Below are 24,805 nucleotides of genomic sequence, written 5' to 3' on the forward strand. Positions count from 1 at the left end.
GCTTCTTATAACTCTTTAATTTCCCTGAAAACTACATTAATAAATATAGTGTTATTTTACTTGATTTCTGAATTAACGGTGTCCTCCGAATGAACCTCCACCAAAGGAACCTTTGCTGTGTCCACCACCGAAACCTCCGCCGGAGCTTTTGCTACTGCTATGAGAGCCAAAACTGCCGCTGCCGAAAGAACGGTTGGAAGGAGCACTTGTCCGTGAGCGGGATGACCCGAAAGTGGAACTGTTTCCAGAATTGGAGCGAGGGGTAAAAGTCCGCTTCGGTGTAGAATTGCTGTTCGTGAAAGAACGGCCACTCCCGAATACGCTGTTGCTGTTGCGCTTGACAGTTGTGCGGGTACTGCTCTGTCTGCCGAAGACATTACTGTTGATATGAGTGCGGGTGTTTTGAGCCTCATCCATAGAACCGAAAGTCCCATTGTTTTGATAACTTGCATTTCTGGAGCCCATGTTCCCGAACACTCTTCCGCTGCCATAGTCCCCGCGATTGAAAGCATCTCTCATTCCTGACTGTCTGCCATAATTGCGGTTGATATACGGTCTGTTGCGGTACCAACTCCTGCCGCCATTGTTTCTCCAACTGTGTCCGCCACGATAGTTGACGATGAATGTAGGAGAACCGAAGTAATAGAAGTCACGACGCGGATAACGGGCGTAGACTCTGAAGTGCCAATAACCACCGTTCCAGTAAAGTGGACGATAGAAATAGAGGGAGCTGAGATAATTGTTGTATTGCCAGTCGAGCAGGATATAACTCAGATCCTGATTCCGCTCTCTCCAGTATGTGCCGTAAAGGTCATCATAGTTGTCTATGCTCATCAGATAATCTAAATTGACTTCGTATGCGGCTTGATATTGTTCATCTGTCAAATTCAATTCATAGGCCATCTTATCTGTCAGAAAGAGCGCCTGGTCTCTGGCTTGCTCATAACTCATGGCACTTATTGTACCGGTGAAGGTGAAGAGTGCCACAAGGGCTATAATTATTCTTTTCATAATAGTATGCTTTTAATGTCCCTTTGTTAGTGGCAAAGGTAAATGAAAAAATGTACTTTTAACAAGGTTTTTCCCTAAAGAAAAAGGGGAAAATCCCTATTATGGAATGGTCCGGGGAATATCTGAAGACAACTCCTGTGCCACTGTGAGACATTTATCTTCTGACCTTGTACCACTCGGATAGACCAATTAATCATCTCGCGTGTTCCTGTCAGGTGAGCTTCTGTCTTGTCAGATTGAAGGAAAATGGATGAAAATGTGGAAATAAGCAGAAAATATTTTGTTAATCCATTTTTTGGTTTTATATTTGCACCACTATCTTTGGGGCTGTTCTGGATTTGACGGCAAGACGAGATGGTATGTAAGCATGCGGAGCCTCGTTGGCTAGCTCCTAAATCTGAGTGAACAAAAAATTAATTGGCGAAAACAATTACGCTCTCGCTGCCTAATCGAAGTATAGTAGATTACTGGCTCAATCCCGTCACTAGGTGATGGGACGAGACATCGCTCAAGGGATGTTGTTCCGAATCTTCTTGATCAAGCGGTGCAGGTAAATCGGAAATAGTTTTGGCAGGCCTCGCTGCCGGAATGAAATTTTTAGAGGATAAGGTTGCAGTTGGTGGTCCAGGTCTTGCTGCAACACGAAAATGAAGGCTGGAATAAACATGTAGAAAGCATATGGTTTCCTTGTTCGGACGCGGGTTCAAATCCCGCCAGCTCCACAAGTTGAAAGAAGAGACGGAGAAATGTTCTGATAAGGAATCTTTCTCCGTTTTGCTTTTAGGGCATCAGACCTATTCTTTTTGCTTGCCAATTATTTTTATATATTCAGGTGTAATAGGGGATAACGCATATTTGTATCTTGTCATATCGTTATCACCATATTCGCCCAATCTGGAATACACGATAAATTCCTGGGAGGTCAATTTTATAATATCCCAATAAGAAATTCCTCCGAAGAAAATGACATTAAAGTTCTTGTCATAAAAAGCCCATCTTCCGTTTCGTTTTGAGATATTATATCCTTTTCCATTGGAAGTTAAAGTCGTGCATTTATAGGTGCCATTCCGTGAGAAATCATATAAACATGTGGTCGTATCTCCGTCTTGTGACTTGTAGGATTCTCCAACCCAAGTCGTGTCACAGATTAAAGATACTCTAGTATTGTCAGAATAATCATTGTCGTCCAATTGACTACAACTATAAATAAGGAGCAGTATACATGTGAGTTTCAAGATCGATTTCATCTTCTTTCTTTTATGTACTTGTAAATATACTTATTTTTAAATATATGCGCCAAATATATTATAGTTTTTAACTAAGTTCTAAAAGGATGAAGTGGGATTTATGCTTCTTATTCTTTTGTTTGTCGGCATTTTTATGGCTTCAGTTCCTGTAATTCTCATGGCTTTAGTTCCTGTAATAGTAATGTGACTTGAACCACTGTGCGCGATTTTATATAGCACATCGAAGTTATTTCCCGCTTTGGAAATATTAATGGGAATGCAAAAACCTTTTCTTAGTATTTTAGTGCACGGGGGACTTCTCCGTCAGGACAGACAGCTTAAAGTGCATATAGTTATTAAGTATAAGAGAATGTTTCTGAGTGGATTGCTCTTCATTAGATATTTTTGCGTATATACGCATTTTTGTCCAAAGTAAATGCTGTTTGAGTAATAATCTTGAAAATTTTACCTCAACAAACTATTGATATAGAAATTGCTTTCTTTTGAATTTGTCTTAATCACGTTCTTTAACCGGTAACAACCATCCTTAGTTTTCAGGATAGTTGTGAAGGGTTAAGAATATCTTTCTGACCTATTTATCGAAAATGTGCTTCCTTCTATGACAGGAGGCGCACTTTAGGTATTTTTTGTTTTCACCTTTAAATAAAATTTCGTAAATTCGCAGCACAAATACCTATTTTTAGTATGACTGCACAAGAATTGGCTCAGATGATATGGGGTATCAAGGAATTGATACGGGATGATTACAATGACAAGGATGTAGATCAGGTAATCATGCCTTTTACCCTCCTTCGTCGTCTGGACTGTGTATTGGAAGATAAAAAAAAGGATATAGAGGAGGTCGAAAAACAATTGAAAGCCTCAATCCCTGATGAAGATAAATTGAGCGAATATGTTTCGGATTCGTTGCGTCTGACCAAAGGAATACCGTTTTATAACCGTTCCAAACTATCGCTGAAAAAGATGTTGGGCAACCCGGAAGAACTTACTAGCAATTTCAAGACGTATTTGGATGGGTTCAGTGAGAATATCAAGGATATCCTTTACAACTTTACGGGTGGGAAAGAAAAGGGGCTTAGTCCTATCTATGAAACCTTGGCCCGTAAGCAACTATTGTATAAGGTGACGGAAGCCTTCGTGCAAAAGGCCGATTTGAGTTTGCAGTCCGTTGACAACCACATGATGGGGACGGTTTTCGAGACGATTATCCGTTATTCGAAGGAGTCGACCAACGATAAGGCCGGTCAGTACTATACTCCCCGTGAGATCATCCGACTCCTGGTCAACTTGGTCATGTGCGGTGAAGAACGGAAGATCTACCGGGAAGGTCATTTATATACGGTCTATGATCCTTGCTGCGGTACGGGCGGCATGCTTACTCTGGCAAAGGAATATTTGGAGAGACAGACTGGTAGGAAGAATGTGGCTCACTTGCATGGTCAGGAACTCAACGAACAGACTTACGCTATCTGTAAGTCGGATTTGATCATGAAGGGGGATGATGCCAGTGGTATCCACTTGGGCAATACCTTGACTCACGATTATGAACGGGGGGCTACCTTTGACTATATGTTGGCTAACCCGCCTTTTGGTATGGACTGGAAGAAGAGTGAAGAACAGATTAGGGATGAAGCTGAAACCTCATGCAGTCGTTTCTCTCCAGGCCTACCGAGTACGAGTGACGGCTCTTTGCTGTTCTTGCTCCACATGATCAGTAAGATGCGCCCGAAGGAAGGCAGCCGTATTGGGATTGTTCTCAACGGGTCTCCTCTCTTCAACGGAGATGCCGGTTCAGGATGGAGTAACATTCGTAAGTACTTGCTTGATAAGAATCTTCTGGATCTTATTGTTGCCCTGCCGGGGGATCTCTTCTATGGTACTGGTATCAATACTTATTTGTGGATACTTGACAATAAACGGCCTGAGGAACGTCGGGGAAAGGTGCTTTTCATCAATGCCAATTACCCCAAGTTTGAGACTTTGCTCCAACATTCCTTGGGCAAGAAGCGCTATGAGCTGAGCAAAGAGGGAAGCGAGGAAATGGTGGAACTATACCGCAACTATCGTGATGCCTCGGATGATATTGATGGAAAACAAACAGCTATAGCCAAGGTCATTCCCTACGAAGACTTTGAATATACCAAGGTCACCGTCCTCCGTCCGCTCCGTTTAATATATAAGGATAGTTCTCAAAAAATCGAAAGATTGATACGGCAAGGGAGTTTGAAGAAAGCCGACCAGTCCTTTTTCAATAATATCGCCAATCTTCCTGATGTCGATTCCGAACGGACCGATGCGGCATTCTTTGATAAACTTCGAAAAAGCAAGGTGTTTCGGAAATTAACTGCGCTTCAGATTAAGAAAGTCCGCCAGTATTTGGGAGAAATTCGGGAAGGTGCTCCAATGGTGCATGAAGACCCCTTCGATAACGACAGTCCCTTAGTGCCCGATCCCAACCTTACGGATACAGAGAACATTCCTTTCACGGAAGACATCGATACCTATTTTCAGCGTGAGGTGTTGAAGTTTGTTCCTGATGCCTGGTTGGACCGCACCAAGGACAAACTAGGGTGTGAATTTCCCTTTACCCGTCTTTTTTATACCTATCAACCTTTGCGTTCCACGGAGGAAATTATGGCTGATCTCAAAGCCTTGGATGCAGATAGCGAAAAGGATAGGAAGGCATTAATGGAGGAAGAATCATGAGAAGATATGAACACTATAAGGATTCTGGTATAGAATGGATTGGAGAAATTCCGAAACATTGGGATAAATGTCGATTTAAAAATTTTCTTCAATTAAAGACACATCCTTCAAACAATTCTAATAAAGTAGGTTTGGAGAATATAGAAAGTGGAACAGGTAAATTTCTCGTTAAAGAAAACAATTTCGAAGGTAATGGAATTGGTTTTCAATGTAACGATATTTTATATGGAAAATTACGTCCTTATCTTAAGAAGGTATGGTTGGCTGATACTGAAGGTAATGCCATTGGAGACTTTTTTGTCTTTTCTGTTAAAGAAAATGCTTATCCTAAATTTGTAAAATGGTTATTGCTTTCTGATAAGTTTACCAATGTGGTTAATGGTTCTACTTATGGAGCAAAAATGCCAAGAGTGTCATCAAACTTTATGCTTTCCTTATCTTATTATATTCCCCCTTTTTCCGAACAGAGATTCATTGCTGATTACTTAGACAAAAGGTGTGGTCTGATAGATGGGATGATTGGTAATTTGCAAAAGAAAATAGAGTTATTAAAAGAACTGAAGTCTTCTATTATTAGTCGAGTCGTAACGAAAGGTCTTGATCCTCATGTCAAAATGAGGGATTCAGGGATAGAATGGATCGGAAAAATTCCTGAGCATTGGGAGAAATGTCGGTTGAAAAATCTCATTCAATTAAAGACCCTTCCTTCAAACAATTCTAATAAAATAGGTTTGGAGAATATAGAAAGTGGAACGGGAAAATTTCTCGTTAAAGAAAATAATTTCGAAGGTAATGGAATTGGTTTTCAATGTAACGATATTTTGTATGGAAAATTACGCCCGTATCTTAAAAAGGTATGGTTGGCTGATACCGAAGGTAATGCCATTGGAGACTTTTTCGTTTTTTCAGTCAAAGAAAATGCTTATCCTAAATTTGTAAAATGGTTATTGCTTTCTGATAAATTTACCAATGTAGTCGATGGATCCACTTATGGAGCAAAAATGCCAAGGGTGTCATTTAACTTTATGATTTCCTTATATTGTTATATTCCCCCACTTTCAGAACAGAAATCCATTGCCGATTACCTTGATGATAAATGTGAAAAGATTGATTCTGTTGTCACAAAGTCTCAGCGCAAGATAGACTTATTGAAGGAATACAAGACCGCACTGATTAGTGAAGTGGTGACTGGAAAAAGGAAAGTGAGTGCTTAACCAAGAATTAAAAGTAAAGAGATATGCCGGAAAAACTGAACGAAACTTATTTTGAACAACATATTGCAGACTATCTTGCTTCAAGTCCGTTGTATGTGCAGAGGAGTCCGAAAGACTTCGATATAGAACACCTTGTGGACCGTGAATTGCTGGTACGGTTTTTAAAAGCACAGAAAGATAGTTGGCGGAGGCTTCTTCATATTTATGGATCGGAAGAAGAAGGCGTAAATGCAGTGATTACTGCGGTCAACCATAAGATTGATAGGGGAGAAAGTTACCTCAAGTTGCTTAGGGAAGGAGTGGTCCTCAGTGGCGTGAGCTTCAAACTCCTGCAATTCAAACCGGATATGCATTTGGATGATGAAACTCAAAAACTCTATGAGCAAAACCGTTTTGCGGTCGTGCGCCAGATGAAATATTCGTCTGCTGGCTCGGATAAAGATAACGAACTTGACTTGTGCATTCTCATCAATGGGTGGCCGCTTATGACCTTGGAACTGAAAAACGAGGCTACCGGACAAACGGTACAGAATGCCATGCTTCAGTATGAATATGATCGAGATGCAAAAAACCGGATGCTGAAGACCTGTCTTGTTCATTTTGCGATGGATAATAATACGGTGATGATGACAACCCGACTGGATGGGGAAGCTACCCGGTTTCTGCCTTTCAATAAGGATGCGAAAAATCCTATAGTGAAGGATGACTATGCCACTTGCTATATGTGGAAAGAGATCTTGCAGGCTGATTCGCTTTTGAATATCATCCAGCATTTTATCAAGCAGTTTTCTACTCATAAAGGACAAGTGACCATCTTCCCCCGTTTTCATCAGTTGAGGGTAGTCAGACGTATTATTCGACAGGTGAAGAAAGATGGGGTGGGACGAAACTTCCTAATCCAGCATAGTGCAGGGAGCGGTAAAACCAATTCTATGGCTTGGCTTGCACATCAGTTGGCCAATCTTCAGAACTCTGACAATACTCCAGTGTTTGACAGTGTGATCATGGTCACGGATCGTGTTGTGCTTGACAAGAATGTTGCAGATGTCATTAAAAAGTTTGAAACTGTTCCTGGTACAGTAAATGATATTCGACACGGCAGCAAGAGACTGGCTTCAGCTTTGGAAGATGGAAGCCGTATCATCGTGAGTACAGTGCAGAAATTCGGATATGCCATGGATTATCTGAATCAAATAGCGGGGCAACATTTCGCAGTGATCATCGATGAGGCCCATTCGGCAATGGGTAATGAAGCAGCTAAGGATATTCAGGAGGTATTGACTCGGAAGGACCAGTTGGAAGATGTGGTAGACGACTATGATCCGGTTGAGGAGACTCCTTTGGACCATGTCCTCAGTGAGTTGCAGGCCTCCCGAAAGCAGATGAAACATATTTCTTATTTTGCTTTTACGGCTACTCCAAAAGATCGGACTTTTGCTCTGTTCGGAGAACCGGATGGAAAGGCATTTGATTATTATACGATGAAACAGGCCATTGAGGAGGGCTTTATCCTGGATGTGCTGCAAAATTATACGACCTTACAGACGATGTTTGAACTGGTGAAGGACGAGAAGGTCACTCCGGATGAAGAAAAGGACAGAACGTACGAAAAGAAAAAGGCGCTTCGTCTGACCATGCAATATGTGAATGACCAGCCTTATGTCTTGGATTACAAGGCCAAAATGATTGTGGACTGGTTGATGACCAAGACCATCTATAAAATCAAAGGTAAAGCGAAGGCGATGGTAGTGACCAGTTCACGCAAGCAAGCTGTACGCTATAAGCAAGCGATAGACAAAATTATCAAGGAGAAATACAACGGGGCAGTGAAGACACTTGTCGCTTTCTCCGGAACTGTGGATATAGATGGTGTGAGCTATACGGAAGAATCCTTGAACGGCTGGGGCATCAGAGACAATGCCATCAAGGTGAAGTTTGAAGAACGGGATGAGAGAATTCTTATCGTAGCCGAAAAGTTCCAGACCGGATTTGACCAACCTTTGTTGCATACGATGTTTGTCGACAAGAAAATGGGTGGCATCCAGTGTGTTCAGACGTTGAGTCGCTTGAACCGTTGCCATCCTGACAAGGAAGATACGATGGTGATAGATTTTGTCAACAAACAGAAGGATGTCTATGATGCGTTCAAGGATTACTATCAAGTGACTTATCTCGAGGGTAAGGATGATCCGCAACGTCTGTATGACTATAAAAATGACATTGAAAATTATGGCCTTTTTACTCCTGAAGATGTAGAGAGGGTGGCAACTGTAGTGGCTGCTAATAACTCTAAGGGAATAGAGGCGCTCTCACCGATGATGCGTAAACTCACTGATGAGAAGGTCAAACCGATGGAAAGGGACAAACAGACACGTTATCGGAGGTTGGTCAACCGCTATATCCGGCAATATGGGTATCTGGCACAGATCATGAATTTTATCGATCCAAAACTCGAAGCCTTCTATATTTTCTGCAAACTTTATTATAAGTTTTTGCCTTACAACGAGGATACTTTACCTACAGACTTGCTGAACAAGATCGACTTGGATAAATACCGTGTGCAGCTGGCTGAGGAGGGGACAATTGTTCTGGATGAGAAGGATGGCGTGCTGAAGACACCGAATGGAAGTGATGTTCAGAATCCACAGGAGGAAGAAATCACCTTAGATGACTTGTTGAAAACAGTCAACGAACCCTATTCCGGTTTCTTGGACGAGAATGACCGGCTCATTAAGAACATTGCGGATCAGTTGAAGAACGACCCCGAAGTCATTCAGATGTATCAGGCCGGAAATACCTTGGATACCATCATGGAGGAAATGAAAAAGAAATTCGGACAGAAAACCATGGCCGAAATCGGTAAGTACATCAGTCTTACGGAAGCGATGAAAAAGAGTCCGTCGCTTAGCGAAAGCATCATTACGGCTATCGTAGACTTTATAGGAGAGTATGCGAATAAGGATAGAGTGCCTAAATATGATGAAGCCGTGTTGAAGGAGAAGATGTTGGATGAGTTCAGTGATGAGTTTTCTGAGATTTGCGGACCGGTGTACCGTAGTCTGGAAGAGGTGCTGGATGACTTTTTCGTTATCTTGGGGGCAGCTACAACCCGCCAACTTGATGGGCTGAATCTGTCTACGAAGAATGCTCTGAACGCTGTATATTGTGGCAATCTCGACCAAACTTACAAGGCTTTGTATTTCTCTCAACTCTCTACAAAATTCGAGGCTTTTTTGCGTAAAATGTACTATTTGGAATATAGTGAGGATGTGCCAGTAGAGGAGGGACACAATAGTGGTCTGGCGAATACGGCCTGGCATTTTAAGGAATTGTGGAGACTGAAAAACAATCCGGATAGTCGCTTTCAGGCTCTTGGTAATTATTTTCAGGACTTGAGAAGTTGGCGTAATAATGAGTCACATAGTGCACCTGATTATTCTGAGTCGGAATTGGATAAGAACATTCATGAGACCGTATCTCTCTATATCTTTGTTGTTGCTATCAATATCCCGAAACTTGAGGCTATGGAGAAAATTTGAATAAGAACAAATAAACTATAATTATCCAGATCCGTCATTAGATAAGGCCCATTACCAACGCGTTCTATCACGGTGACTATTCCCAATATGAGCCTGTAACGATTACCGTAGAACCTAATGGTATTATCGTTACAAATATTCCTGCTCATTAGATATTTTTGCGTATATACGCATTTTGTCCAAAGTGAATGCAGTTTAAGCAATAATCTTGAAGATTTTACTTCAACAAACTGTTCTCAATCAGGTACACCTTCACCCCCTAAGACCCCCTAAGCACCCCCCAAGTATCTCCCACGTATCTCCCAAGTATCTCCCACGTATCTCCCAAGTATCTCCCACGTATCTCCCAAGTATCTCCCACGTATCTCCCAAGTATCTCCTAAACATTTCTTAAGTACACTTTTGGAACACTACAAATACAAAAATTGATAGAAAATATGGGAGAAAAATATCTATCGATGACTGAGATGATGTCTATTTCTGATTTTAAAGACAGAAAGAACTTTAGGGAGATCGGTGTCAATCTAGCTCTTTCAGACGGAGCCATAGAACGACTCTATCCTAATGAACCAACGAGCTAAAAGCAAATGTGTAAATTAACAGAGCAAGCACTTAAATGGAAGAAAATATATGGTAACAAATAATATAACTGCCTGGGCATGATATTTTTTGTTTCTATTGTTGCCCATCTTCGCGACTGAGGATGTATATCCATTCATGGTATTGATACTTATCCCTGTATTTTGTTGATGCACAACCATACGTTCCGCCCACCGCTTTCTGAGGTCCTATTGATGAGTTTTTTGAAGTTCTGTTCATGCTTTTCTTGCGTCCTGTCAATAAGTTTTTTGAGGTTCTGATGAAGCGCTTTATGAGGGTCTGTTCATACGTATCCTGACATTGTCCGGATACGCTTTATTAGCACCTAATAAAGCGCTTCTTTACACCCTAATAAAGCGCTTCAACAGATTGCCCCAACCGTTTTGTCCACCAAAAACCCAAATAGGGAACGTACAGGGAACGAGAAGGGAACGAGGAGGGAACGGGAGGGAACGGATTCGTTTTCGGTCTGTTCCTGATCTGTCTTTGTAACAGAACTACAGAAGAGCCAGTAGTGATTATCTTGTACCTTGCTGGCAAGTGGCGGTAGACTGCAATTTTTAGCAGAAAGTTTCATGTTTTGGTTCTATAGCGGTCGTGTGGATAATCAGGGTTCAATTCACCTGTTACAAAATTGATTATCGCCTTTAAAAAGCATCGTGAAACTACTGTTTGATCGGACTTTTACAGTTGATCGTTTAAGATAGTAATTCATATGAGGCATCCTTAAAATCCAAAAAACATTAAAAGTTCATCTGGTCGTGAAGCATGATTTGGTGGACTTGGCGAGAATTTCTAACTTTGTTACAGTTAGTGGTAAGTCGTAGATATCCTAGAAAAATAATATGGTATTTTCCGGATTTATAGGATATTGTGCTGCTGGCTTTTGCCTTAGCAAGGGGGAAAGTAAAAGAAAGTAGATGTCCTCATTTGGAGTCTTAAAAGAATTGAATTGCAGTCTCCAGAATGGGGGCGAGCTTCTGATGGATATGTTCAACAAGCGGAAGACCATGGCTATCAGGTACGATGATGCCTTGGAGACTTTGGACGGTGACGAGAACAAACTCCTTTATCTCATTTCCCAAGGAGTTATCCTTTTCGTAACTTTTTGAGTGGCGTAGAGGTTGGTAAACATGAATGTAGGAGCTAAGTTAAGTACCTGTCATTAATAGGCACCTACTTGTCTTTTCAATATCTGACATTTTTAATACGTAGAATATGAATAAAGAATGGAATGCTGAAGATTATGGGAAGAATTTTAATTTCGTTCCTCAATATGGCCGTGGCGTAATAGACTTGATTGATGCACCAAAGGGCAGTAAAGTGATTGATTTGGGTTGTGGCAACGGTATCTTGACGCATCAGTTAAAAGAGCAGGGTTTTGATGTGACAGGTGTGGATATGTCTGACAGTTTTTTAAAGGTAGCACAGACGAATTATCCTGATATCCATTTTTTAAAAGCGGATATTACCGCCCTAAATATTCCGGTCAAGGCAGATGTCGTTTTTTCCAATGCTGTTTTCCATTGGGTAGACCGCAAAGATCAACCGAAACTGTTGCAAGGTATTCACCGCATCTTGAAACCAGGAGGCCAGTTAGTGGCAGAATTTGGTGGATATGGCAATAATGATTTGATTCATGCAGCACTTGCAAAAGTCTTCGCGCAGCACTCTCTGCATTATGTCATGCCATTTTTCTTTCCTTCGATTGCGGAATATGCGCAGTTATTGGAGCAAGCAGGTTTAAGAATGGTCTATGCCCATCTGTTTGACAGACCAACTTTGTTAATAGGTGAACATGGGATGGAGGATTGGATCAGAATGTTTGTCCAGATTCCTTTTAGAGGGATTGACAAAAGCGAATCCGATGAAATCATTTCTGAAACGTCAGAAGCACTGAGGGATAAACTCTATAAGAATGGCAAATGGTATGCGGACTATGTGCGGTTGCGCTTCAAGGCTTTGAATGTGGCTGATTCCTGATAGGTAATGCAAGGGATAGGCAAAAAAAAGTCCTCGTAACTCTGTATGTTCGCAGTAAGTGACAATCACTTCCTGTCGAACTTAAAAATATTATGTATAACTGCAAGTTATAAGACGAGACTGGTCTTATATAAAATAAAAATACAAGAAGATCTTAAACTCAGAACTTCTTGTATTTCATTGTTATTGATGGGGTGGGAGGAGGGACTCGAACCCACGACATTCAGAACCACAATCTGACGCTCTAACCAACTGAACTACACCCACCATTTATTGATAAATGCTCTCTTCTGAAAGCGATTGCAAAGGTAAGGGATTTTTTTAATTTAACCAAATAAATCCCTTACTTTTTTGCAGATTTGTTAATTCGCAGGTGTCTTGGGTGCTTGAGGTGCAGACGGTGCACCAGCAGGAGCTCCACCTGTTGCAGGTGCTGCACCACCTTTGGCAGCATTACCGGCAGGAACACCTTGAGCGCTCTGACCTGGCATTGCAGGAATTGCCGTATTTGTAGGAGTGGCGGATTGCTCCATCACACTAGAATCTTCTGTTGATTTAGGTGCCACATAAGCACACATGATACTGATGACTACCATGGCAATAGCCAATCCCCATGTTGCCTTTTCTATGAAGTCGGTCGTCTTGCGGACACCCATGATCTGGTTGGAGGAAGAGAAGTTGGATGCCAATCCGCCTCCTTTTGATTCCTGGATCAAAACGATGCCAATCATCAGAATTGATACCAGTACAATAATGACAATTAATACTGTATACATTTCTACTTTTTATTATTATTGATTATTAATTTTTCTAAGAACCGTATTTGGTCTACAAAGTAAGCGCTTTTTTTTGGATAATTCAAATATAATCTCTTAATTATTTCCAAAGCCTTCTCATATCTGCCTTGTTTGATGTAAATTCGGGCTAAAGTTTCTGTAAAATAGCCTTCATCAATGATTTCTTCCTCTTCTTTCTGTTTCTGACCGTCACCTTGCACAATTGGTTGACTTTCTCCTGTCTCGGAAGAAATTCCCGGATTGTCGGTATTCTCTTCCTCTTCTGTCTGAAGATGGAATCCACCGCCGTCATCCAGAAAACTGTCGATCAGTTCCTGTCCTTTCATCTTAGGCGCAGATTTGCTTTCTGCCTGTTTCTCTTCATCACTTTCGTTGGCCATGAGATAACTGACATAGTCGACGGCAGCATCTGCTGGTGTGGGCTGGCGGTGCTTCTTCTTTTTCTGTTCCTCTTCACTTTCAGGGGGAATGGAATCCAGAAAATTGTCGATCAGCGTAGTGGTCCGGTCTTCACCTGATGTAGTCGCCTGATCTGTGGGCTGCTCCTCCTCAGCATCTTTACTGCTGGAAGGATGATTAAACTGATAGTGTGCGGCTTCCACCATCTTGAAGATGACTTTGCGGTCGGTGATATAGATCGCTGCCCGCCGCAATTCTTCATTGAAAGACTGGTCATGGAGGATGTACAGATTCTGCAAGAGGAGCAGGCGCACAGTCTGATAGTAAGGATGAAGCGCTAAAAGGCTGCGAAGGTCGTAGAGCGTTTCCTTATCCATTTCTTCCGGATGTTGTATCAGTTGTGTCAGTTCCATATTTACCAGTTTGCTACAGTTGCATTGAATATCTGGTTGACGAGATCTTTGATGATGTCCTCGACCAATTGTTCCTGGACAGAATTCAAACTCTGTGTCGTGTCATAAGTCTGGGAGGCGGAGAACTGTTTCTCGAAGTCCTGACTGTGATTAGCATTGTTCGTAAAGCGTACGTTGACAGTAATGCTCAGTTCGGTCTGGGCTGAATAGCCTTCGCTGGAAACTGATTTGTTGCGCTGGGAGTAATTCGTGATCTCACCCGAAATGACCATATCTCCATTTCTCTTGACCTGTTGTAAACGCGTATGGTTGGCAAACTCATCCTTCAGTTCATTATTGAACATCGGTCCCATAGGTCCCCATACATAGGTGGAGCGGATAGGAAACTCGTCTATCTGGATGGTCTTGGTCTTGGTATAGTCGATACTTGCGCCATTGAGTTTATAACTGACAGAGCAGGCTGCCATCGCTGAAAGCAAAATGGCAATACAGAGTACTGAGAAGAAAACGGGTCTAGACAGTTTCTTCTTCATTTTATTTATTGTTTTTGCTTTCCAAACCATACTGTTTGATGCGTCTATATAAGGTGCGGTCAGATATACCTAATTCTTCGGCAGCTTTCTTTCTGTTGCCATTATTTCTTTCAAGAGCCTTTTCCACCATTTGTCGGCCGATATCATTTAAGTTCAATGATTCCGGTTCGTTGATCTCTTCTGCTATTGCATCCTCAGGTGTCGGTGTTTCTACGTTGGCATTGATCACTGGGAATGCCCTTCCGGCTGCCGGTCCTTCTGCCGCCTCGTTGATGACAGGCAGTCTGGAAGCACCCTTCTCTGCTCCGAGGTGGGAGGCATCGAATCCTGGGGCACCGATCAGGTCGCGGGTCTCACTGACCTGTTTGCGAAGGGAATTGAGATCTCTCCGCAGGTCACTCACATTCCCCCGCAGTTCGTAGAGGATCTTATAGAGGATTTCCCGTTCGCTCTCATAGGAATGGGCACCCGGTTTGTTGATCGTAGCGAGTTGGGTGCTCTCGATGTCCTGAGGAATATAGTGGCTGAGTATATCAGCATCTATTTCCCGTTTTTCACAGAGCACAGACATCTGTTCCGTAATGTTCTTCAATTGCCGCACATTCCCCGGCCATTTGTACTTGAGCATGAGTTGCTTGGCGTCATCGGTCAGGGTGATTTTAGGCAAATGATATTTCTCAGCCATTTGCATGGCAAAGAGTCTGAAGAGCAGGATGATGTCGTTGCCCCTTTCACGAAGTGGCGGCATTTGTATAGGGATGGTATTTAATCTATAGAAGAGATCTTCCCTGAAACGTCCTTCACTGACCGCTTTCTGCATATTCACATTTGTGGCGGCGACAATTCGGACGTCAGTGTGCAGTATCTCCTGTCCTCCGACGCGGATAAATTCTCCGGTCTCCAGTACCCTGAGAAGTCTGGCTTGTGTTGCCATAGGCAGTTCCCCGACCTCATCGAGAAAGATCGTACCCTTATTGGCGATTCCGAAATAACCCTCGCTCTGTCCGATAGCACCGGTAAAGGAACCCTTTTCATGTCCGAAAAGCTCACTGTCTATCGTCCCTTCAGGGATAGAACCGCAGTTGATCGCAAAATATTTTTCTCGTCTTCGGGGCGAATTGTCATGGATGACGCGTGGGATGATGTCTTTGCCGACTCCTGATTCTCCGACCACGAGAACACTCAGGTCAGTTGGTGCTACCTGGATAGCAACATCAAGTGCATGATTTAAATCCTCGTTGTTTCCAACGATATTGTATCTTTGTTTGAGATTCTGAAGTTCTGTTGTATTCATTGGAATGACAAAATTACATCTTTTATTTGAGAAAACTGCAAATTTGGCAGACTTTTTTAATTTCTTCCTTAGAATCAAGTCATTAAGATACGGGCTGGTTATGTTCCTCTCCTTAATCGAAAGACAGTTCTCGAAACTTTTGCCTGATGGAGTCCCCTTGCAGATACCTCTATTTGGCATTCAAGGCTGTTTCAGGGGATTTTCTTTTTCCTTTTCTGTTCAAATTTGATGAGCAAGAGTCCGATTGCAATCCAAATACATTCCCTGACACGGATAATCAAAGCGACGAAAATACCGTCAGTGGTTGTCATTGCCAGCCCTTTGACCGATAGAAGAAATCCTCCTTCACGTCCGCCGAGTTGCATGGGCATGAAAAACAAGGCATTCGCCAGTAAACTCGTAAAGGCGAGGATCAGGATACAGTCGATATAACTGACATGAGGCGTGACGACCAATAGGGCAAAAAAGATCTCGAAAGCACTCAGGATACGACAGGTTAGTTCCAGAAAAACCGCAGTGACGAAACTGCCGTGACTTTGTGCATGCAGTGCTGCAATCTGGTGGTCGATATTGTCCAGTTGCTGTAGATGCCTCGCAATAAACTTCAGTGTCTTTTTCTTCAGACCGGGAATGTGGCTGACGAGTTCCATCCCTTTCAGTGCAAGTCCTTTCCGATAACCTACCATGAAAAACCAGATAGCCACGCAACAGAACAGTCCGATGACAGTCAGGAATATTCCCATTGCCGTATTGATTGGTTTTGTGAGAACATACAGGAATATAGACACCAGCCAGAACCAAAAATGGCTGAAAATATGCGTCATGACAAACAAAATAACCGATGACGTCGCTCGTTCAGTCCCAATGATAGGTGCCAAGGCCATGATCCGATAGGGTTCTCCTCCCATTAATCCAACAGGAGTGGCATAGTTGAGTGCGAATCCGGAAATCGTGAGTTTGTAGAGATACCCTAAAGGCACTTGTTTCTTCGGCTTCGACCCGTCTTTGTTGCGTTGTGATCTGAGTATGACGTTCCACGATGCCGCATTGATGGCATAGAGGAATATCCAAAGGAACACGCTTGCCAGAAACCAATAGCCGGCCCTGTAAAGGCCATTCCAAACTTCCTTGAAATCGAGTTTGGTTATCATGACGGCAAACATGAGAATACCAATGAAGAAAAAGATATTCTGATATTTCCTTTTCATCGATTACTCAGTTGTCTGGGTTGGGGCAGTGTTCTGATGGTCTTCTTTTGTGTTAGAGGCTGTAGATGGTTTCTTATCTGGGAAGGGGGTATTGGAATGTTTCTTTGGGATGCCGAAACGTGATTTCTCACTTTCATCCCGCTTCTCATGATAGAGCTTTCCCAAAGGATGTACACCGGCTTCATCATATTGTGTCCGGTTACGGAACGCGTCAATGGCAAGATAGATGGCGTGGCGGAAATTATTCGGGTCTTCCAAATCCTTGCCGGCCTTGTCATACCCTGTAGTCTGGTCACTGGCAGTTGCTATCAGAGGCAATCCTGCATTGTAAATCACACCATAGTCAGGAGAAAGTGCCTTGAAAGGTGCAAAACCCTGGTCGTGATACATCGCCATGACACCGTCAAAAGCAGTAAATTCACCATTTCCAAAGAAGTCCTCGGCAGGATATGGGCCGAAAGCTTCGACGCCCTGATCTGCCAATTCCTTGATGGCAGGGATGATGGCATTTTCCTCTTCTTTTCCGAATTTCCCGTTTTCACTGGTCTGAGGGTTCAGCGCCAATATTGCGATACGTGGATTGGATATTCTGAAATCCCTCCGCAGCGTATTGAAGAACAGACGGGTCTTTTCTTCCACATTCTCTTGGGTAATGGCAGCCGGCACATCTTTAATGTTCATGCCTTCCGTGAGACAAGCCAGCCGGATCTGCTCATTGACGAGAATGACAAGCGCTTTCTTGCCCTCTCCGATACAGGTCTCCAGATACTGAGTGTCGCCGGGGAAAGGATAGCCTTCCACCTTGATGTTCGAATCATTGATGGGAGCAGTCACCAGCACGTCGTAGGCTTCTTCACGGAAATCACTCATGGCTTTGTCCAGCGCTTTCAGAGCTGCCGTGCCGGATTCCGGGGTAGCCTGTCCGAGGTCTATTTTCGTCTCTTCCTCGTATGTTGTCAGGAGATTGATACGACCGTCTTTCGCTTCATTGGCAGAATTGATGATGGTAAACTGGGTATTGAGATTCAAGACCTTGCGATGATAGACCGCAGCCTTTGGCGACCCGTAGATAATAGGAGTACAGAGTTCCAGCATTGCCGGATCATCAAAGGTTTTAAAGATAAGTTCATATCCAATACCATTTGTGTCGCCGTGTGTAATGGCCACACGAATCTTTTTATCTTCCATATTGATTGATTTTGTATATTTTATGGTGACTATGAATGTGCCGTTTCAAAAAGGTGAGATTCACAGTTCCGCTTTTCTATAAGTATAAGTCGGACTTAACGTGATAGGGAGAAGAAAAAGTTAGTCCACTCGATCCGATTCAAGTGGGGGGACCTATACTTGCAGGTTCATTCTTTCTTTGCGTGCTGTGGAAAGCAGTCCGCAGGCAGCTTCTATATCTTGTCCTCTTGAGACACGGATGGTCGAGATGATTCCATGGTGATTCAGGTAGTCCCTGAAAACTTCCATCTTGCTTGTGTCTGTCCCTTGCAAAGAGACATTAGGGATCTGGTGGAAGTGCAGCAGATTGACTCGGCAGTCTAATCCGCTCAGGAGTTTGACGAGTTCTTTGGCGTGTGTCATAGAATCGTTTACCCCTTTGAAGAGGATATATTCAAAACTGAGTCTGCGCTGATGAGAGAAATCATATTTCTTCAACAAGTGTACGATTTCCCGAATATCCATACCTTTCTGTGCAGGCATCAGTTGCTCCCGCTGTTCCGGAATAGGGGAGTGCAGGCTGATGGCAACCTGGCAATCGCTCTCGTCCAAAAAACGTTCCAGTTTCTTCTTGATTCCCACGCTGCTCACGGTGATTCGTTTAGGACTCCATTCCCATCCGTAGTCAGCAGTCAGTATCTGTGTGACGCGGAGGACATTATCGAGATTATTCATCGGTTCTCCCTGACCCATAAACACGATATTCGTGAGTTGGTCGACTTCCGGAAGGGAATAGATCTGATTGAGAATGTCAGCGACAGTCAGATTGCCATGGAATCCTTGTTTTCCGGTCTGGCAGAACAGGCAGTTCATCTGACAACCGACCTGACAGGAGACGCAAAGTGTGGCTCTGTTATGCTCTTCAGGGATGAAAACGGTTTCTACGAATTTAGGGGCGGCGTCCAGGTGCTCATCCTGTACTTCAGTTTTAACAGGAAAGAGGTATTTGATCGTCCCGTCTTTGGAAGTGCTGCTTTCTATCGGTTTTTCACATCCTATGCAGTAAGCCGAAGCCAGTTTGGTGCGGTTGGCTTTGGATATATTCGTCATTTCCTCAATGCTCTTGACATGCTTGACATAGAGCCATTGAGCGATCTGAGTGCCGGTAAATGCCGGCATTCCCAATTCTTGTGCAACGGCTTTCAATTCTGAAAGTGTCTTGCCCATGAGTGGTCTCATTTCTTCATTCATATTGCAAAGATAGTCATTTTTGGTGGATTTTATGATAGAACGACGTCGATTTTACAGATTTTTGTTAACTTTGCGAGAGAATAGGTAGAAAGAGGTCGGAATGTGAAGAACACAGGATGTTCGCTATTCCTGATTTTCAGGGAATATGCCGGTCTGATACTCTGGGAGCTATATCATTCACATATTAAAGTACCAGTTTCATGAGAGAACAAATAGATTGTTTTGTACCACATGCAATGCCTCAGTTGTCTGAAGCGACACTGAAAGCCTTATCCGATGACCCAATAGTTCGTCGCGTCATAGTGGAAGACGAAGGTTGTGATGTTTCAGGATTCGTTGCCTCTTCTGAGGCAATCCGTCAGATCGAAAGCAAGACAGAGGCAGACTATGTCCTCCTCTGTACTGAGCCGGCACCTTTGTCCCTCGGGCAGAATGCGCTCCGAAGGCTGGTGGCTGTAGCTTGTGACAGTGGTGCAGCTATGGTTTACAGTGATCGTTATTCTATGGTGGGAGGGCATCGTGTCAATCATCCTTCCATCGACTATCAGTTGGGTAGTGTCAGGGATGATTTTGATTTCGGTTCTCTGCTGTTGATCCGCTCTTCGAAACTTCATGCTTATATTTCAGACCGTTCTTCTGATGCGTCTGCCAAGGATTATCAGTATGCTGCCCTTTATGATCTCCGACTCTTTCTGAGTCGTGAGGGCGGGAACCTTTTCCATCTGAATGAATACCTCTATACTGAGGAAGAGTTGGACGACCGCAAGAGTGGAGAGAAACAGTTTGACTATGTCAATCCCAAAAATCGTGCGGTCCAGTTGGAGATGGAGCAGGCAGTGACCGCCCATCTCGGGAAAATCGGGGCATTGATAGACCCTTATAAGAATAAGCGGCCGGATTTCGACCATGCGGAATTCAAGAATGAGGCTTCTGTCATCATCCCTGTTTTCAACCGTGAGAAGACCATTGCCGATGCTGTCAAAAGTGCATTGAATCAGGAAACGTCCTTCAAATATAATGTGATCGTGGTCAACAACCACTCGACTGACCGTACAGGAGAGATCCTGGATGAACTCTTACGTTCTGAGCAGTCTTCACAGGGAGCATCGAACGGCCGTCTGGTGCTCATCGTTCCTCATCGCACCGATTTGGGTATCGGGGGTTGCTGGAATGAAGCTGTCAACAGTGAGGCGTGTGGCCGTTTTGCCATGCAGTTGGATTCTGATGATCTCTATTCATCACCTCATACCGTCCAACGCATTGTGGACACTTTCCGCAGGGAAGGAACTGCGATGGTTATCGGTTCATACAGAATGTGTGATTTCAATCTTCACACCTTGCCTCCAGGGTTGATCGACCATGGAGAGTGGACGGATCAGAATGGCTGCAACAACGCTTTGCGGGTGAACGGCCTGGGATCTCCACGGGCATTCTTCACCCCTGCTATCCGTGAGATAGGTTTCCCGAATACCAGTTATGGCGAGGATTATGCTGTGGGCTTGATCTTCAGTCGCCATTACAGGATAGGCAGGATCTTTGATGAACTCTATCTCTGTCGCAGATGGGGCGGAAACAGTGACGCCAATCTGAGCGTAGAGAAAACGAATGCGAATAACTTATATAAGGACCGTCTCAGGACACTTGAGATCTCTGCCCGCCAACAGTTGAATGCCCATCCCTCTACATCAGAGGAAAAAAAAAGCCTGGTAGATTTTTTTGAGCGCCAACTCACAGTCTGGCCGACGGTGAGGAAACGCTACCAAGATTTGAGCAACGTACAGACGAAAGTCTTGGATACTGACGTCCGTCTGCAGTTCAATCCTGCAAGGATCGTGTCCACAGGCGCAAAGATAGATCAGAGCACACTCGCCCAACGGCCTTGTTTCCTCTGTGCCGAGAATCGTCCGGAGGAGCAGATGGAACTTCCTCAGGATAATGACTTCGAACTGTTGATCAATCCGTATCCTATCCTGCCGGTTCATTTCACTCTTCCGAAAAGGGAGCATCAGCCTCAGAGAATATCAGTTTGTTATGCTGAGATGCACCGCCTGCTTGAGAAATATGCCGGACTGATGGTCTTCTACAATGGCCCTGAGTGTGGCGCTTCAGCACCTGACCATGCCCACTTACAGGCTGGGACAAGCGGAGTGATCCCTCTGCAAATTAATTGGAAAGAGTTGAGTGCCAAGAGTGAGCCGGTGGTAAAGTTGAATGCAGAAGAAGGAATCAGTATATGCCAGGATTTCATTGTCCCGTTCTTCATCATTCGGAGCAGGAGTGCGGAAAGCGATGATCGTCTCTTTGCCCAACTCTACAAAGCTCTCGCCGGCATCAGATCATGTGGCTCGGGCACATCACATCCGGAGCCGATGATGAATATCGTTTCATGGAAGGACGGAGAGGACTATATCTCCGTTGTCATTCCGAGAAGGAAGCATCGCCCTGAGTGCTATTTCGCTACCGGAGAAAAGCAGTTCTTGGTATCCCCGGGGGCTCTGGATATGTCAGGGCTGATCATTACGCCCCGGAAAGAGGACTTTGAGAAACTTACGCTGGAGAAGGCTTCTGACATTCTCAAAGAATGCGGAGAAACGGATGAAGATATGGCAACAGTAGTCACTCTATTGCGGAAGAATAGCAAATAGGAGATTTCATGGACAAGACTTTTTCTACTCTAATCGTTACCGGACATCATGAGCCGGATGTGACTGTCGGCATTGTTTCTGCCACTCGGATGCATTTTGTCCTGAATGACGAGTACGTGATCGATGGCAATGCAGTGACCGGTGAACAGGACGTGAGTTGTTCTGGAGGAAAGATTCTCTGGCACGGTGAGGCGTATGGCCAACTCGCCTTTATTCCACGGAAACAGACGGCTTCTTTCTCTCTGGATGACGTGATGATCGGCGTAGGTTTCCATTGGGAGAGGACGGAGACGCAGGTGTTTCAAGGCGCACTCAACTTTGTCATGAACGGGGATAAGTTGTGCGCCATCAATCAACTGCCTGTCGAGGATTACCTGAAAAGTGTCATCTCGAGTGAGATGAGCGCGACATCTTCATTGGAATTGCTCAAGGCTCATGCAGTCATCTCCAGGAGTTGGCTGCTGGCGCAAATGGAAAAGCGACAACTGAACCCTCAGAAGTCTTCTTCGGTAGAACACTCGGAAACTCCTGGAGAGTTGATCAGGTGGTATGACCGTGATGACCACACGCTCTTCGATGTGTGTGCCGATGACCATTGCCAGCGCTATGAAGGGATCACGCGTGAGACTTCGCCGAATGTAACTGAAGCCATACGCCTGACTAGAGGAATGATTCTGGTCGATGACGGAAAGATCTGCGATGCCCGTTTTTCAAAATGCTGCGGTGGCGTAACGGAAGAATTTCAATATTGTTGGGAGGATACCCCAAAGTCCTATTTGACAGCCGTCCGGGATACGGCAGATGAACATTCTGACTTCCCTGACCTGACAGTTGAAGTTGAGGCTGACAAGTGGATCCGTTCTCAGCCCCCCGCATTCTGCAACACCCATGACCCGAAAATATTAGGTCAGGTGCTGAATGACTATGATCAGGAGACGAAAGACTTTTACCGTTGGAAGGTCGAATATACCCAGCAACAACTCCAGAAACTGATCTCGGACAAGTTACACATGGACTTTGGAGACATCAAAGACCTGCAACCGGTGCAGAGAGGCAGAAGCGGGCGCCTGTCGAAATTGAAGATCGTCGGTACCAAACGCACGCTGATCATTGGCAAAGAACTCGAGATCAGACGGACTTTAAGTCCCAGCCACTTGTACAGTTCGGCTTTCGTGGTAGACCGATTGGATCCGGACGACAAAGGTATTCCTGCCCGTTTCATCATTCTGGGCGCAGGCTGGGGACATGGCGTCGGACTCTGTCAGATCGGCGCTGCCGTGATGGGCGAGAAAGGTTATCCCTACGATCAGATCCTGCTCCATTATTACCGGGATGCAGAGCTGTTGAAAGTCTATTCCTGAAAGGTCGGATGCCGGAGCGAATGAATGTAAAACCTTCTATGACTGAGATAGCCTGAATACCCCTTCAAACTATCCGAAATCTAAATGATATGGAGATGAAAGACCAAATACGAAATCTTGCGGCTAAGCATAATTCTGCCAGACCTTGGACATGGGTGCCTTCCCTTTATTTTGCCGAAGGATTGCCCTACGTGACCGTCATGACCATTTCCATTATTCTTTACAAGCAATTGGGATTGAGCAATGCTTGGATCACCTTCTATACGTCCTGGCTCTATCTGCCTTGGGTCATCAAACCTTTCTGGCGACCGCTTATTGAACTGGCCAAGACCAAACGCTGGTGGATAGAGGCGATGGAACTTTTGATCGGGGCCTCATTTGGAGGAGTTGCCTTTACGATCCCTACAGCTTTCTGGTTGCAAGGCTCTCTTTTCTTTTTCTGGGTGATGGCTTTCTCGAGTGCAACGCATACTGCTGCAGCCGATGATTTTTATATGCAGGGGTTAGACGAGCATGGGCAGGTTTGTTTCTCAGGTATCCGTTCTACATTCTATCGTATCGCCACGATTTTCGGTCAAGGTGTCCTCGTGATGATTGCAGGCAATCTGCAGGTGATCTTTCGGAATGATATCCAATATTCCTGGAGTCTGCTCTTCTATGGCGTCATGGGACTTTTCCTGATGTTATGGATCTGGCATAATTATGTCCTTCCTCATCCTGAAGAAGAGAGGTCAAGCAAGGTGAGTCTGTCCGGAATAGGGAAGGGTCTCAAGAAGACATTCGTCACTTTTTTCACAAAGTATTCTTTGGGGCAAGTGATTTCGGGACTGTTTTTCATATTGCTTTATTGTGTTCCTCAAGGTTTCATGTTCAAAGTCTCGGCTTTGTTCCTGATAGATGCCCCTCACAATGGAGGTTTGGGACTTTCTCCCCAGGAGTACGGATTGGTGCAGGGAACAGTGGGTGTCATAGGACTGACCTTGGGAGGTCTGCTGGGCGGATACTGTGCAGGTAGGGATGGTTTGAAGAAATGGCTGTGGCCGATGGTCTTCGCTGCGACACTGCCCAATCTGCTGTATGTCTATCTGAGTTATGCCCTGCCTTCGAGTTTTACGGTTATCAATGTCTGTGTGTTCTTTGATCAACTCGGTTACGGGTTTGGCTTTACGGCTTATTTGCTCTATATGATCTATTATAGTCGGGGTCAACTCAAGAGTAGTCATTATACGTTGTGTTCGGCCTTGATGGCCTTGTCCCTGATGATTCCCGGTCTTTTTGCCGGGGCTTGTCAAGAGTTGGTAGGGTATCGTCATTTCTTTATCATTATCGTCTTCTCAAGTTTGCTTCTCTTCATCGTTTCGGCATTCATCAAACTCGACCCTGAGTTTGGTAAGAAAAGGGAAGAAGAGAAAGAGCAGGAAGAAGAGTGAGTGCAAG

At 44.2% G+C, this 24,805-nt stretch carries 18 protein-coding genes, 1 tRNA gene and 1 other RNA gene; 10 read left to right on the plus strand and 10 right to left on the minus strand.

The window, feature by feature from the left end; all coding sequences use genetic code 11:
* Positions 1-72 precede the first annotated feature (72 nt).
* A complete protein-coding gene (locus NG821_RS03800; protein WP_252760336.1) occupies positions 73-1,011 on the minus strand; it encodes a hypothetical protein in 939 nt (312 codons plus the stop codon).
* Between the two features lie 323 nt (positions 1,012-1,334).
* Between NG821_RS03800 and ssrA the strand changes: the two genes are divergently transcribed.
* Positions 1,335-1,736, plus strand: a transfer-messenger RNA (tmRNA) gene (gene ssrA, locus NG821_RS03805).
* 69 nt (positions 1,737-1,805) lie between these two features.
* Here the strand turns inward: ssrA and NG821_RS03810 are convergent.
* On the minus strand, positions 1,806-2,258 hold the full coding sequence (locus NG821_RS03810) for a hypothetical protein (RefSeq protein ID WP_252760337.1): 453 nt from the start codon (positions 2,256-2,258) through the stop codon (positions 1,806-1,808).
* A 684-nt stretch (positions 2,259-2,942) separates the two neighbouring features.
* Between NG821_RS03810 and NG821_RS03815 the strand changes: the two genes are divergently transcribed.
* From NG821_RS03815 to NG821_RS03840, 6 genes are all read left to right on the plus strand, one after another.
* Positions 2,943-4,964, plus strand: coding sequence for a type I restriction-modification system subunit M (locus tag NG821_RS03815; RefSeq protein ID WP_252760338.1), 2,022 nt, complete (start codon positions 2,943-2,945; stop codon positions 4,962-4,964).
* Positions 4,961-6,178, plus strand: a complete 1,218-nt coding sequence (locus NG821_RS03820; protein WP_252760339.1) for a restriction endonuclease subunit S — start codon at positions 4,961-4,963, stop codon at positions 6,176-6,178. The genes NG821_RS03815 and NG821_RS03820 overlap by 4 nt, the downstream gene beginning before the upstream one ends.
* 23 nt (positions 6,179-6,201) lie before the next feature.
* The gene (locus NG821_RS03825; RefSeq protein WP_252760340.1) at positions 6,202-9,717 is read left to right on the plus strand and encodes a type I restriction endonuclease subunit R; all 3,516 of its coding nucleotides are present in this window, start codon (positions 6,202-6,204) and stop codon (positions 9,715-9,717) included.
* Positions 9,718-10,142: 425 nt separating this feature from the next.
* Complete coding sequence (locus NG821_RS03830; protein WP_394802053.1) at positions 10,143-10,298, plus strand: Fic family protein; 156 nt, start codon at positions 10,143-10,145, stop codon at positions 10,296-10,298.
* A gap of 966 nt (positions 10,299-11,264) precedes the next feature.
* Positions 11,265-11,429, plus strand: coding sequence for a hypothetical protein (locus NG821_RS03835; RefSeq protein WP_252760342.1), 165 nt, complete (start codon positions 11,265-11,267; stop codon positions 11,427-11,429).
* 106 nt (positions 11,430-11,535) lie between these two features.
* Positions 11,536-12,300, plus strand: a complete 765-nt coding sequence (locus NG821_RS03840) for a class I SAM-dependent methyltransferase (RefSeq protein WP_252760343.1) — start codon at positions 11,536-11,538, stop codon at positions 12,298-12,300.
* A 190-nt stretch (positions 12,301-12,490) separates the two neighbouring features.
* Here the strand turns inward: NG821_RS03840 and NG821_RS03845 are convergent.
* The 8 genes from NG821_RS03845 to rlmN form a co-directional block, all read right to left on the minus strand.
* Positions 12,491-12,567 (minus strand) — tRNA-His (locus NG821_RS03845).
* 95 nt (positions 12,568-12,662) lie between these two features.
* Positions 12,663-13,076 carry a preprotein translocase subunit SecG gene (gene secG / locus NG821_RS03850; protein WP_252760344.1) on the minus strand — a complete coding sequence of 138 codons (414 nt, stop codon included), beginning with the start codon at positions 13,074-13,076 and terminating at the stop codon, positions 12,663-12,665.
* A gap of 2 nt (positions 13,077-13,078) precedes the next feature.
* On the minus strand, positions 13,079-13,909 hold the full coding sequence (locus NG821_RS03855) for a tetratricopeptide repeat protein (RefSeq protein ID WP_252760345.1): 831 nt from the start codon (positions 13,907-13,909) through the stop codon (positions 13,079-13,081).
* A 2-nt stretch (positions 13,910-13,911) separates the two neighbouring features.
* Entirely contained in the window at positions 13,912-14,376 is a 465-nt protein-coding gene (locus tag NG821_RS03860; RefSeq protein WP_394802057.1) for an LptE family protein, read from the minus strand.
* A gap of 67 nt (positions 14,377-14,443) precedes the next feature.
* Positions 14,444-15,736, minus strand: coding sequence for a sigma-54 interaction domain-containing protein (locus NG821_RS03865; protein WP_252760347.1), 1,293 nt, complete (start codon positions 15,734-15,736; stop codon positions 14,444-14,446).
* Positions 15,737-15,927: 191 nt separating this feature from the next.
* Complete coding sequence (locus NG821_RS03870) at positions 15,928-16,944, minus strand: lysylphosphatidylglycerol synthase transmembrane domain-containing protein (RefSeq protein WP_252760348.1); 1,017 nt, start codon at positions 16,942-16,944, stop codon at positions 15,928-15,930.
* Between the two features lie 3 nt (positions 16,945-16,947).
* Positions 16,948-18,132, minus strand: a complete 1,185-nt coding sequence (locus NG821_RS03875; RefSeq protein WP_252760349.1) for a PdxA family dehydrogenase — start codon at positions 18,130-18,132, stop codon at positions 16,948-16,950.
* Between the two features lie 153 nt (positions 18,133-18,285).
* Positions 18,286-19,362 carry a 23S rRNA (adenine(2503)-C(2))-methyltransferase RlmN gene (rlmN, locus tag NG821_RS03880; RefSeq protein WP_252760350.1) on the minus strand — a complete coding sequence of 359 codons (1,077 nt, stop codon included), beginning with the start codon at positions 19,360-19,362 and terminating at the stop codon, positions 18,286-18,288.
* A gap of 200 nt (positions 19,363-19,562) precedes the next feature.
* Between rlmN and NG821_RS03885 the strand changes: the two genes are divergently transcribed.
* The 3 genes from NG821_RS03885 (at position 19,563) to NG821_RS03895 (ending at position 24,798) form a co-directional block, all read left to right on the plus strand.
* The gene (locus tag NG821_RS03885) at positions 19,563-22,007 is read left to right on the plus strand and encodes a DUF4922 domain-containing protein (protein ID WP_252760351.1); all 2,445 of its coding nucleotides are present in this window, start codon (positions 19,563-19,565) and stop codon (positions 22,005-22,007) included.
* An 8-nt stretch (positions 22,008-22,015) separates the two neighbouring features.
* A complete protein-coding gene (locus NG821_RS03890; RefSeq protein ID WP_252760352.1) occupies positions 22,016-23,368 on the plus strand; it encodes a SpoIID/LytB domain-containing protein in 1,353 nt (450 codons plus the stop codon).
* A gap of 95 nt (positions 23,369-23,463) precedes the next feature.
* Positions 23,464-24,798 carry an MFS transporter gene (locus NG821_RS03895; RefSeq protein ID WP_252760353.1) on the plus strand — a complete coding sequence of 445 codons (1,335 nt, stop codon included), beginning with the start codon at positions 23,464-23,466 and terminating at the stop codon, positions 24,796-24,798.
* Positions 24,799-24,805: the final 7 nt, after the last annotated feature.

This window comes from Segatella cerevisiae (genome assembly GCF_024054555.1).
GTDB classification, from domain to species: Bacteria; Bacteroidota; Bacteroidia; order Bacteroidales; family Bacteroidaceae; genus Prevotella; species Prevotella cerevisiae.

What these genes read in the sequence shown, in the direction of transcription:
- NG821_RS03895 (WP_252760353.1), top strand. Translation starts at nt 23,464, where the DNA reads ATGAAAGACCAAATACGAAATCTTGCGGCTAAGCATAATTCTGCCAGA.
- NG821_RS03810 (WP_252760337.1), bottom strand. Translation starts at nt 2,258, where the DNA reads ATGAAATCGATCTTGAAACTCACATGTATACTGCTCCTTATTTATAGT.
- NG821_RS03890 (WP_252760352.1), top strand. Translation starts at nt 22,016, where the DNA reads ATGGACAAGACTTTTTCTACTCTAATCGTTACCGGACATCATGAGCCG.
- NG821_RS03860 (WP_394802057.1), bottom strand. Translation starts at nt 14,376, where the DNA reads ATGGCAGCCTGCTCTGTCAGTTATAAACTCAATGGCGCAAGTATCGAC.
- NG821_RS03875 (WP_252760349.1), bottom strand. Translation starts at nt 18,132, where the DNA reads ATGGAAGATAAAAAGATTCGTGTGGCCATTACACACGGCGACACAAAT.
- NG821_RS03855 (WP_252760345.1), bottom strand. Translation starts at nt 13,909, where the DNA reads ATGGAACTGACACAACTGATACAACATCCGGAAGAAATGGATAAGGAA.
- NG821_RS03885 (WP_252760351.1), top strand. Translation starts at nt 19,563, where the DNA reads ATGAGAGAACAAATAGATTGTTTTGTACCACATGCAATGCCTCAGTTG.
- NG821_RS03815 (WP_252760338.1), top strand. Translation starts at nt 2,943, where the DNA reads ATGACTGCACAAGAATTGGCTCAGATGATATGGGGTATCAAGGAATTG.
- rlmN (WP_252760350.1), bottom strand. Translation starts at nt 19,362, where the DNA reads ATGAATGAAGAAATGAGACCACTCATGGGCAAGACACTTTCAGAATTG.
- NG821_RS03820 (WP_252760339.1), top strand. Translation starts at nt 4,961, where the DNA reads ATGAGAAGATATGAACACTATAAGGATTCTGGTATAGAATGGATTGGA.
- secG (WP_252760344.1), bottom strand. Translation starts at nt 13,076, where the DNA reads ATGTATACAGTATTAATTGTCATTATTGTACTGGTATCAATTCTGATG.
- NG821_RS03870 (WP_252760348.1), bottom strand. Translation starts at nt 16,944, where the DNA reads ATGAAAAGGAAATATCAGAATATCTTTTTCTTCATTGGTATTCTCATG.
- NG821_RS03865 (WP_252760347.1), bottom strand. Translation starts at nt 15,736, where the DNA reads ATGAATACAACAGAACTTCAGAATCTCAAACAAAGATACAATATCGTT.
- NG821_RS03825 (WP_252760340.1), top strand. Translation starts at nt 6,202, where the DNA reads ATGCCGGAAAAACTGAACGAAACTTATTTTGAACAACATATTGCAGAC.
- NG821_RS03840 (WP_252760343.1), top strand. Translation starts at nt 11,536, where the DNA reads ATGAATAAAGAATGGAATGCTGAAGATTATGGGAAGAATTTTAATTTC.
- NG821_RS03800 (WP_252760336.1), bottom strand. Translation starts at nt 1,011, where the DNA reads ATGAAAAGAATAATTATAGCCCTTGTGGCACTCTTCACCTTCACCGGT.